Origin of the sequence: Pseudomonas koreensis (genome assembly GCF_024169245.1) — a bacterium.
In the GTDB taxonomy this organism is placed as follows: Bacteria; Pseudomonadota; Gammaproteobacteria; order Pseudomonadales; family Pseudomonadaceae; genus Aquipseudomonas; species Aquipseudomonas koreensis_F.
Genome location: NZ_JALJWP010000001.1, coordinates 4,008,903 through 4,020,042 on the forward strand (window position 1 = coordinate 4,008,903; position 11,140 = coordinate 4,020,042).

Annotated in this window: 2 protein-coding genes; one reads left to right on the forward strand and one right to left on the reverse strand. The window is 60.0% G+C overall.

The window, feature by feature from the left end; translation table 11 throughout:
* The first annotated feature begins 115 nt into the window (after positions 1-115).
* Positions 116-7,375 carry an NEL-type E3 ubiquitin ligase domain-containing protein gene (locus tag J2Y90_RS17860; protein ID WP_253501244.1) on the forward strand — a complete coding sequence of 2,420 codons (7,260 nt, stop codon included), beginning with the start codon at positions 116-118 and terminating at the stop codon, positions 7,373-7,375.
* 52 nt (positions 7,376-7,427) lie between these two features.
* On the opposite strand, the gene metH is transcribed toward J2Y90_RS17860, so the two are convergent.
* The gene (gene metH / locus J2Y90_RS17865) at positions 7,428-11,138 is read right to left on the reverse strand and encodes a methionine synthase (protein WP_253501247.1); all 3,711 of its coding nucleotides are present in this window, start codon (positions 11,136-11,138) and stop codon (positions 7,428-7,430) included.
* Between the last annotated feature and the right edge of the window lie 2 nt (positions 11,139-11,140).

Sequence of the window (11,140 nt, forward strand, 5' to 3'; positions counted from 1 at the left end):
ATAGACAACGTGTGCGGCACACACTCGGTTACCCATCCTGCGCGGGCCATACATATGTACCGCAGGTAACGATCGCTGAGATGGTCTGCTTTTCACTCCATTACAAGGAGTGAACATGACTATCAATCCCGCGACTTCATTAACGGCAGTGGCCGTCCCGGTAAAACCGCCGGCCACTCACAGCCTGCACGGCGACTTTCTCGAAAAAACCGTTCCGCACTGGCTGACCGATGCGACCGCGCAACGACGCCAGGCGCTCAAGGACAGCCACACCGTCCTGCCAGCCTGGTACCGGAACGCATCGGCCAGCCAGCGCCAGGCACTGGATGACAGCTTCAAGGCCAGCGTCATTGCGCAAAATCGTCTGGACAGGACCATGGCCTCGTTCCAGGACATCGAAGCCTTTGCCCGGCCATTGTTGGTCAAGGCACTGAACGATCAGTATCAGGTGCAGGTGGATGTCGACAAGACCCTGCTGTGCCTCAGGCGGCCTCTGAAAATGGGGATTTTCGGCGTTGAGTTGGCTTCGTTCGAATTGCTCAAACTCTCGATGCTCGATGCGGCTCTGCACAACTTTGAAGCGTACGAATGCCAACCCGGGGCCTACCATGAAACTTCCGGTTTCATGCTGGCGGGCAGTACGCCGGGCACCTACGAGGCGGTGACGGTCAATCTGACGGTCAGCGAGTTTCTGACGCTGTGCCGCAATCTTGATATCGGCGAGCAATATCAGACTTACCTGCAAGGTTTTTTCCACCCTGCCGATGCTGTCACAGAGGCGGCCCTGCGCGAACAATTCATCGCCAGTCAAAAAACCGCGATGCGAGCCGCCGCCGAGCAGGCGCTGCTGAAAAAGGACATCGAGCCTGCGGACTACAGGATGATCCTGCAGGTCATCGACGGCGAAATGCATCCGTGGATCGGCGACAAGCAGGTCTGGTTCCTCGACATGGGCCTGATGAAAAAAAGAATGACCGGTTGCGTGGCGTTCTCGATCTGCGAGAAGTACCACTACAGCGATGAGGTGATTCTCTATATCCCTCATGATCCCGAACATCCCCTCAAACGCTACAGCGGCTCGCAAATGGAGAACGAGTTCAAGCGTCTGTTCACCACACGCACCGCCGCGCAGGCCACGAGCGCCGAGCCGACCGAATACCAGCGCTTCTTCAGCCAGTTCGTCCCGTACAAGGAGCGCGCCTACTATTTCAGCCAGTTCACCCAAAAGGCAGCGGATTCCCCCAGTGATTTCTGGCGCTCGCCATGGCGCACTATCGCTGAGACGTTGAGCTCCGGTTTCGCGCTCACCCACATCAGCGAACTGCCACCGCCACCGACAGCGAAGCTGGAGCCGGCAGCTGATCCGTACATCGCGCCGTCGACAGTCACCCGCAAGGGGCACGGCATCTGGGCTCCCAACGAAGATCTTTGGGAATACCTCTATAAACAGAACAACGCCAAGGTGCTGGCGGATGCCCGCAGCCATGCGGTACCGACCGCCGAGGTCGATGCCAGCGCTCGTGAGGCCAAGCTCGCGCATCTGATGCAGATCGGCCTGCTTGGCCTGAACATGGTGTCGATGTTTGTGCCAGTGCTGGGCGAAGTCATGATGGTGGTGATGGCTGGCCAGTTGCTCTACGAAACGCTTGAGGGCGCAGTCGAGTGGGCAGAGGGCGACCGCCGCGCGGCCAAGGATCATTTGGTCGATGTGGCCGAAAATCTGGCGCAAATTGCTGTGATGGCCGGGGTCGGCGCCGGTGCGCGCAAATTATCGGCAGCCAGGCCGGAACCGGTGATCCAAAAGTTGCAACCTGTGCTGTTGCCCAACGGTGAAACCCGTCTTTGGAAACCCGAACTCGACGCCTACGAATCCACAATTGCACTGGACACCCGCGCCGTCCCCAACGAATCGGGGCAGCACGTGATCGATGGAAAGACCTTTATCCGCCAGAACGGCCGCGTTTATGAGCAGTTCTTCGATGAGGCGCTGGGCAAATGGCGGATCAGGCACCCGAGTGATGCAACGGCCTATCAACCGATTCTCGAAAGCAATGGCCGCGGTGCCTGGCGGCATACACTGGAACGCCCGCTGGAGTGGGATCGTCTGACCCTGTTGCGGCGCATGGGCCATGTCACCGAAGGCTTTACCGACGAGGAGTTGATCAGGATTGCCGATGTCAGCGGCGTCAGTGACAACGCGTTGCGCAAAATGCACGTCGATCTTGCAGTGCCGCCCCCGGAACTGACGGACGCCATGCGTCTGTTCAAGGCCGACAGGGAAGTGGGGCAGGTCATCGAGCAACTGCGCGGAACCCGGCCGATCGACGAGGCGTATCTGTACGCGTTGCCGCTGATGACCGAGATGCCGTACTGGCCCAGGGATCGAATGGTGGAAGCGTTCGAGGGGCCGCAGTTGTCCGGCGCATCGGTTATGTACGGTGCCGGACGAATGCCGCGCGGTACCGTAGCCAAGGCACCGATCCGGTTGACCCGCTCGCAGATTCTGAACGGTGAACTGACCACTCGCATTGTGGCCGGGCTCGATCAGTCCGAGTTTCCTCAATTATTTCGCGGAAGAGGTGCGCCAGCTCCTGCTGACAGAGCGCAGCAGCTCGGCGAGCAGATCGCGGAGTACGCCCGTAGTCGTCAGTCAGCGCTGTTCGACAGTCTGTATCAAGGGACGTCGCCCGCCGATGCCCGGGTCAGTCTATTGCAGCGAGCCTGTCCGGGACTCAGCGAAGCGGCAGCGCAAGAGGTTCTCGACCATGCCCGGGCGGACGACCTGGATCAGCTTGCTTCGACCCGTCGCGTACCCTTGCGCATGCTGGAGGAGGCGCGTTGGTATGCGCGTGAAGGACGACAGACCCGAGCTTTTGCGGGGTTGCGCCGTGACAACATCGCGTCGGCTGACAGTCGCCGGCTGGCATTGCGGGTGTTGAAAGGTTTGCCAGGCTGGTCGGACACTTTGCGTCTGGAGGTGCGCGAGGGCAGTACCACAGGCGCTTTACTCGACAGCATCGGTGACGAGTCTGCGGCTGATAAGCGGTATCTGGTCAAAAAGGGGCCGCAATTTCAGGCATTCAATGACCGGGGCGAGGAGCTCAACAGTCTGTCCAGAGAGGGAGACAATTTCTACGCCTCGATCATGCACGCTTTACCCGACGGTTCCCGCCGCAGCCTGGGCCTGCCGAATGTCGGTCAAAGCGTCGATCTGCAGAACACTATCATCGAACAGGCCAACCGATATCGCGGCGACGTACTCGCGCTGCTGGAACCGCAGGCCGGGTTGTTCAAGCCACCGGCGCGGATCAATGCCACGCAGGTCGGCTACCACGCCAGCGGACGCGGCCAGGCGTTCAACCCGCAACTGACGGCGAAGGTGCGCGATGTCTACCCGGATCTGAACGATACCCTCGCCAACGGCTTCATCCTCCAACATTTGCGGGCCGGCAAATCGGAGCGGGATATCTTCAGCCAGTTACTGCGCAGCCAACAGGAATGGGAACGCTTGAAGGCGACGCTCAAAGCCTGGGTAGGGCCTGAAGAGGCGTCAGCCAGGGATGTGTTTGGTCGACCGGGTCCGGAAACGGCGCAGCAACTGAGGAAAAACACCATGCGCGCGTTGAAAAGGAGTTGGCGTTCCGCACCGCTGGCCACGGAAGTGCCGGAGCGGGCCCGCCTCGAGATTGACTGCAATGATCCATTGCCGCCGCTTGCTGCGGATTTCAGCCACGTACGTGAATTGTCCATATACGGACACGGCCTGTCGGATGCCAATGCCGATACGTTTCTGGCCCGGTTTCCGAGACTGGAGAAACTCGCGATTGGCTCGCGCAGCCAGCTCTACAGTGCCTTGAGGAACCGTGGACAGGAGCTGACAAACCTGCCCCGCTCAGTGAGCTCGATGGCATCGCTCAAAAGCCTGAGTTATTCCTCCAATACCCTGTCTTTTCCTCTCGGTTTTGCCCAGCGCTTGCGAACGCTTACTGGGCTCGAGGCGCTTGAAATAGAAAGCTTCGGTTTCGACACGATGATTCCTGAGCACGTCCTGTCGCCGCTGGTGAACCTGAAAAAACTGACCATCAGGGCGCTTTCCCTGACGCAATGGCCAATGGAAACGCTTGAAATGCCGCAACTGGAACGTCTGGACCTGCGGAGCACCTCGATTGCGTCCATTCCCGAGGCGTTTTATACAGGACATGCAAAACAGTGGGCGGGGCTGTCGCTGAACTGGCGAAATATCGCTTATGAAGATTTCAAGCGTGCCTGCGACTACGTCAAAGCCCAGGAGGCGACGCTGGGTCACCTGGTGGATCTGAATCAGATCGTGCGCAGTTACGTTCAGGACGAAATGGACTTTCTGATAGGTATGCGGAGCTATTTCGATGATCTTCCGGAGAAACTGCTCAGCCTGGATCTAGATACCGTTCAGGCGCTGAGTGTCGAGTATGCCGGCATTTTCCGTCAGTTCCATGAACCCACGCAGGCCTCTGGATTGCGAACGGTCAGGCTGCTGGAACGCTGGACCACGATGCCTGATGCCATTGTGCTGAAAGCCCTGCGCAAGGCCTGGAGCGACGCCGTGTACCTGCGTTACGACTTGCCGGTCGAAACAACGGTGTTTGAACTGCCACCGCGTGATGCGTTCCTGACTCTGCACGGCGATCCGAAGTACACCACACTTCCGGAACTGCCTGCCGGCTCGTTTCCCCATGTGAAGGCCTTGCGACTGAGCGAGTTGGCAGCGCCTGCCGCGCAGGTCCGTGGCTTCGTACGCGCCTTCAGCGAAGCCGCAAGTCTGGAAATCACCGAGGCCGGTTTGACTGAGTTACCGGTATCGTCAGCCGACCTGCCTGGATTGACCCGGCTGGATCTGTCCGGCAACGACATCGTCGTAACGCCAGCAGTACAGAGTCAGCTCAATGGTTTGACGAGCATCGAATATCTTGATCTCAGCAATAATCGGTTGGGTACGCTCGACCTCAGTGCGCTGACAAACCTCAAGGCCGTGAACCTGAGAGCTGCCCGGCTCAAGACATGGCCAGCGGGGGCCGAAAGCACTGCCGGACTGAACTGGATCGACCTGCGCGACAATGCGATGCCGGACCTTCCGGTGGCAGTGCTCTCTCACGAAGATGCATTGATGAGAGCCAACCTGATCGGCAACGACTTCAGTCCCGCCGGCAAGGCAGACCTGGACGCCGCATTGCTACGGATTGAAACTGCCAAAGGCTTGCCTGCCGGGGTTTTGCGGCGCTTCGCGCAGGAGCCTGTGCCGGATATTTTCCCCCCAGCCGAGACGGGCTGGGACGTCGCCGCGAATTTGCTGCCGCTGCCCCGACAATCAGCAACAACTGAAGGCGCAGCCGGCTTCGAAAGCCGGTTACGCGACCTCGATTCGCTCATAAGTCCGTATCAGGCCAGGCAGTATTTTTCGCGCTTGCGCAGCGAAGGCCTGACCGACGTGCAGATAGAAGGGCGGCTCAATGACCTGCACCAGACCGGTGCGATGCTGGTTCGCCAGCTGAACGGCTGGCTCTACATCCGCGAGATCCAGGCACCCAGAATGCTGATCTCGGCACAAAGTCGCGGCAGCGCGGCAGCGCTCATCTATCGATGCTGGCAGGACAACTTGCTGGGTTCCGGATCGGATTCCGGGCGAGTACTGGATTTCATGCGGCTGGAGACGGGCGACTTGCCGGATCTGCCTACCACACTCCCCGGGGTAGAGCGGCTGACATTGACCGGTGCACGGATCACCGCACAGGGCTCCAATGGTTTTCTGAGTGCGTTTCCTGACCTCGACACGCTGCTGCTCGACGGCAACGAGCTGGTCGCGCTGCCGGACGCTGTGACGCGCATGGCGCGGCTTGAGCGGCTGCAGCTCAATGGCAATCGCTTTTCTGACCCGCAAACCCTGTACGCGTTGCGGGGGGATCGATTGCGCTGGCTGGATCTGAGCAATAACCAGCTGGAGGAATTTGATGTCAGCGGGTTCAACCGCCTCGAGAGTCTGAGTCTGGCTTACAACGGTCTCTACCACTTTCCTTCCGGGGCTGTGGAACTGGAGCATCTGCACACGCTGGATCTCAGAGGCAATAGCCTTCAGTCCTTCCCTGACCGGCTGCTGGAGCCCAGCCGTGAAACCCTGGTTCGCGGCACGCTGCTGGACGAGAACAGGGCACTGTCTCTCTACAGTCTTGAGCAAATGCGCGATTACAGCATTGCCCGCGGCGATGCCGATGTCATGGGCATCTCGCACAGTGAACTGAATCTGCGCATTTCGGCGCTCAGCCGTCGAGCGGAGAGTGAATCCGGCTCTGGCTCTGGCTCTGGCTCCGATTCGGATTCGGATTGGGACTCCGACGGTGATGATGGAGCAGGACAGGTTGACGTTCATGCCGATGTGGAGGATCTGGAGAACATTGAAAACCCCACCCAGTACGTGGCGCAGAACGCGCTTGATCCGTGGCTTGCCGATACCCGTGCCGATTTGCGCGCAGAGCGCGCCGTGCTCTGGCGGCAACTGGCCGGGGAGGAGAATCATGAAGCGTACTTCCACTTGATCTGGACGTTGCGCGACACCAACGATTTCAAGCTTTCCCGTGCACACCTCAGTTTCCGCCTGTGGGGCATCATGGAGGCCGCTGCGCAGAATACTGAATTGCGCCAGATGCTGTTTGTCGACGCACAAACACATACGACCTGTGGCGACGGCCGCATCCTCGCTTTCAGTGAGATGGAAACCCGGGTTTACGAATTCAATGCGTTGCGTGAAATTCCGCGCCAGTCTGTGGATCAGCGCGGCAGGGCGTTGCTGGACCTGTCGCGGCAAATGTTCCGCCTCGAACAAATCGATCGCTTGGCGGAGGCTGCCGGCAGCCACCAGGATCGAGCGGAGATTCGCCTGCAATACCGGATCGGCATGACCACTGGCTGGCCAGACGGACTGGAGTTGCCCGGGCAACCGGAGCACATGCTGTACGGAGCACCGATTCGCGGGCAGGCGTTGATCAACGCGCGCAACACCGTGCTCGCGGCGGAGGCGTCCGATGACTTCCTTCGGGATCTGATCGCGCGCGACTACTGGGCTCGCTATCTGGCCGAACGCTACCCCGAAGTGTTCGAGGAACTCGAGCGAGAGGCGACGATTCGGCATGGCAAGGTCGAGGACGCGCATCCAGACTGGCAAAGCGATGCACAGCTCACCGAGCAATACAAAACCGCCATGAATCTGTTGGAGATAGAGCGGGCTACCGCGCGTAACGAGAAAATGATCGAGTTGACTCGCTCAGAGATGGACCGGCTGTCGACCCTCGGCGGACAGGCGCCGCGACCTGCTTCGCCGCAGCCGGGGCCGTCGCGTCGACCGTGATCGAGTGATGAGTGGGGCATGGGCGCACGACCCGTCCATGCCCCAGCGGATCTCAGTTGTCGTAACCCAGATTCGGCGCCAGCCAGCGCTCGGTCACGCTCAGCTCCTGGCCTTTGCGCGAGGTGTAGCTCTGCACCTGATCCTTGTCGATCTTGCCCACGGCAAAGTACTGCGCCTGCGGATGGGCGAAGTACCAACCACTGACTGCAGCGGCGGGGAACATCGCGTAGTGCTCGGTGAGGAATACACCGCTGCGGCCGGCGCGCATTTCGGCCGCTTCCGGGTCGAGCAGGGTGAACAGCGCGGCTTTCTCGGTGTGATCCGGGCAGGCCGGGTAGCCGGGAGCGGGACGGATGCCACGGTATTGCTCTTTGATCAGCGCATCGTTATCGAGGGTTTCGTCCTTGGCATAACCCCAGTGCTCTTTGCGCACTTGCTGGTGCAGCCATTCGGCGCAGGCCTCGGCCAAACGGTCGGCAAGAGCTTTGACCATGATCGAGTTGTAGTCGTCGCCTGCGTCCTGATAGGCCTTGGCCACTTCTTCGGCGCCGATGCCAGCGGTGGTGATAAAGCCGCCGACATAATCGGTGACTTCGCTGTCCTTCGGCGCAACGAAGTCGGCGAGGCAGAAGTTCGGTTTGCCGTCGGTCTTGATGATCTGTTGACGCAGGTGATGCAGTTTGGCCAATGGCTTGCCGGCATCGTCGTAGAGCTCGATGTCGTCTTCGTTGACCTGATTTGCCGGCCAGAAACCGAACACGGCACGGGCGCTGATCAGTTTTTCGTCGATCAGCTTGGCGAGCATTTCCTGCGCATCTTTGTACAACGCGGTGGCGGCTTCACCGACCACTTCGTCTTCAAGGATGCGCGGGAACTTGCCAGCTAGGTCCCAGGAGATGAAAAACGGCGTCCAGTCGATGTATTCGGCCAGCACCTTCAAATCGATGTTGTCGAGCACCTTGCTGCCGGTGAACGTCGGTTTCACTGGCTCGTAGTTACTCCAGTCGAATTGCGGCTTCTTGGCGATGGCGGCGGCGTAGCTCAGGCGTTCGGTGCGGGCGCTGCGATTGGAAGTGCGCTCGCGCACGTCGATGTATTCCAGACGGGTCTTCTCGACGAAACCGGCTTTCAATTCCTTGGACAGCAACTGCGTCGCAACACCCACGGCGCGCGAGGCGTCGGTCACGTAGACCACCGCGTCGTTGCTGTACTTCGGTTCGATCTTCACCGCCGTGTGCGCTTTGGAGGTGGTCGCGCCACCGATCATCAGCGGCAGGTGAAAATCCTGACGCTGCATTTCACGGGCAACGTGAACCATTTCGTCCAGCGACGGGGTGATCAGGCCGGAGAGGCCGATGATGTCGCATTTCTGTTCTTTGGCCACCTGCAGGATCTTCTCGGCCGGGACCATCACGCCGAGGTCGACGATGTCATAGCCGTTGCAGCCGAGCACCACGCCAACGATGTTCTTGCCGATGTCGTGCACATCGCCTTTCACCGTGGCCATGAGGATCTTGCCCTTGGCTTCCGGCTTGTCGCCTTTTTCCAGTTCGATGAACGGAATCAAGTGCGCCACGGCCTGCTTCATCACCCGCGCGGATTTCACCACTTGCGGGAGGAACATTTTGCCGGCGCCGAACAGGTCGCCGACGATGTTCATGCCGGACATCAGCGGGCCTTCGATCACTTCGATCGGCCGCGCGAACGACTGCCGGGATTCTTCGGTGTCTTCGACGATATGCGTGGTGATGCCCTTGACCAGCGCGTGTTCCAGACGCTTGTTGACGTCCCAGTTGCGCCACTCTTCGGTCTCGGCTTCCTTGACGCTGCCGTCGCCCTTGTACTTGTCGGCGATGGCGAGGAGGGCGTCGGTGCCGTCCGGGGTGCGGTTGAGAATGACGTCTTCGACAGCGTCGCGCAGCTCGACCGGGATCTGATCGTAGATCTCCAGCTGACCGGCGTTGACGATGCCCATGGTCAGCCCGGCGCGGATTGCGTAGAGCAGGAACACCGAGTGAATTGCCTCACGCACCGGGTTGTTGCCACGGAACGAGAACGACACGTTGGACACACCGCCGGAGCTCAGCGCATACGGCAGCTCGTCGCGGATGTAGGCGCAGGCGTTGATGAAGTCGACAGCATAATTGTTGTGCTCTTCGATACCGGTGGCGACGGCGAAGATGTTCGGGTCGAAGATGATGTCTTCCGGCGGGAAGCCGACTTCATTGACCAGAATGTCGTAGGAGCGTTTGCAGATCTCTTTCTTGCGCGCTTCGGTGTCGGCCTGGCCGGCTTCGTCGAAGGCCATCACCACCACCGCAGCGCCGTAGCGCTTGCACAATTTGGCGTGGTGAATGAACTGCTCGACACCTTCTTTCATGCTGATCGAGTTGACGATGCCCTTGCCCTGAATGCACTTGAGGCCGGCTTCGATGACTTCCCATTTCGACGAGTCGATCATGATCGGCACGCGGGAGATGTCCGGTTCGCCGGCGATCAGATTGAGGAAGGTGACCATGGCCTTCTTCGAATCGAGCATGCCCTCGTCCATGTTGATGTCGATGATCTGCGCGCCGGCCTCGACCTGCTGCAAAGCGACTTCGAGGGCTTCGGTGTAGTTGTCTTCACGGATCAGGCGGGCGAATTTTGCCGAACCGGTGATGTTGGTGCGCTCGCCGACGTTGACGAACAGCGAGCTGCGATCGATGGTGAACGGCTCCAGACCAGAAAGGCGGCAGGCCTTGGGGATGTCCGGAATCTGTCGCGGCGCATAACCGGCCACGGCTTTGGCGATGGCTTCGATGTGCCCCGGGGTGGTGCCGCAGCAGCCGCCGACGATGTTGAGGAAGCCGCTCTGGGCGAACTCTTCGATGACTTTCGCGGTTTGCGACGGCAGTTCGTCGTACTCGCCGAATTCATTCGGCAGGCCGGCGTTCGGGTGCGCGGACACGTGGGTGCTGGCCTTGTTCGACAGCTCTTCCAGGTACGGACGCAGTTCGCTGGCGCCGAGGGCGCAGTTGAGGCCCACGGAAATCGGCTTGGCGTGGGCCACCGAGTTCCAGAACGCTTCGGTGGTCTGGCCGGACAAGGTACGGCCGGAGGCGTCGGTGATCGTGCCGGAAATCATGATCGGCAGTTCGATGTGCAGTTCTTCGAACACACCTTGTACGGCGAAGATCGCCGCTTTGGCGTTGAGGGTGTCGAAAATGGTTTCGATCAGGATCAGGTCGGCGCCGCCCTCGATCAGGCCCTTGGTGGCTTCGGTGTAGTTTTCCACCAACTCATCGAAGGTGACGTTGCGGTAGCCGGGGTTGTTGACGTCGGGCGACAGCGAGCAGGTGCGGCTGGTCGGGCCGAGCACGCCGGCCACGAAGCGCGGCTTGGCCGGGTTTTCGGCGGTCTTGGCGTCGGCAATCTTGCGCGCCAGACGTGCGCCTTCTACGTTTAACTCGTAGGCCAGCTCTTCCATGCCGTAATCGGCCATGGAAATGCGCGTGGCGTTGAAGGTGTTGGTTTCGAGAATGTCGGCGCCGGCGTCCAGATAGGCTTTTTCGATACCGCCGATCACGTCCGGACGGGTGATCACCAGCAGGTCGTTGTTGCCCTTGACGTCACTCGGCCAGTCCGCGAAGCGCTTGCCGCGATAATCCTGCTCTTCGAGCTTGTAGCTCTGGATCATTGTGCCCATCCCGCCGTCGAGAATCAGGATGCGCTCTTTGAGGGCTTGCTTGAGAGCTTGAAGGCGGACGCTGCGATCGGACATGT

Excerpts from the sequence above, each read along its gene's own strand:
- J2Y90_RS17860 (WP_253501244.1), top strand. The coding sequence starts at position 116 with ATGACTATCAATCCCGCGACTTCATTAACGGCAGTGGCCGTCCCGGTA.
- metH (WP_253501247.1), bottom strand. The coding sequence starts at position 11,138 with ATGTCCGATCGCAGCGTCCGCCTTCAAGCTCTCAAGCAAGCCCTCAAA.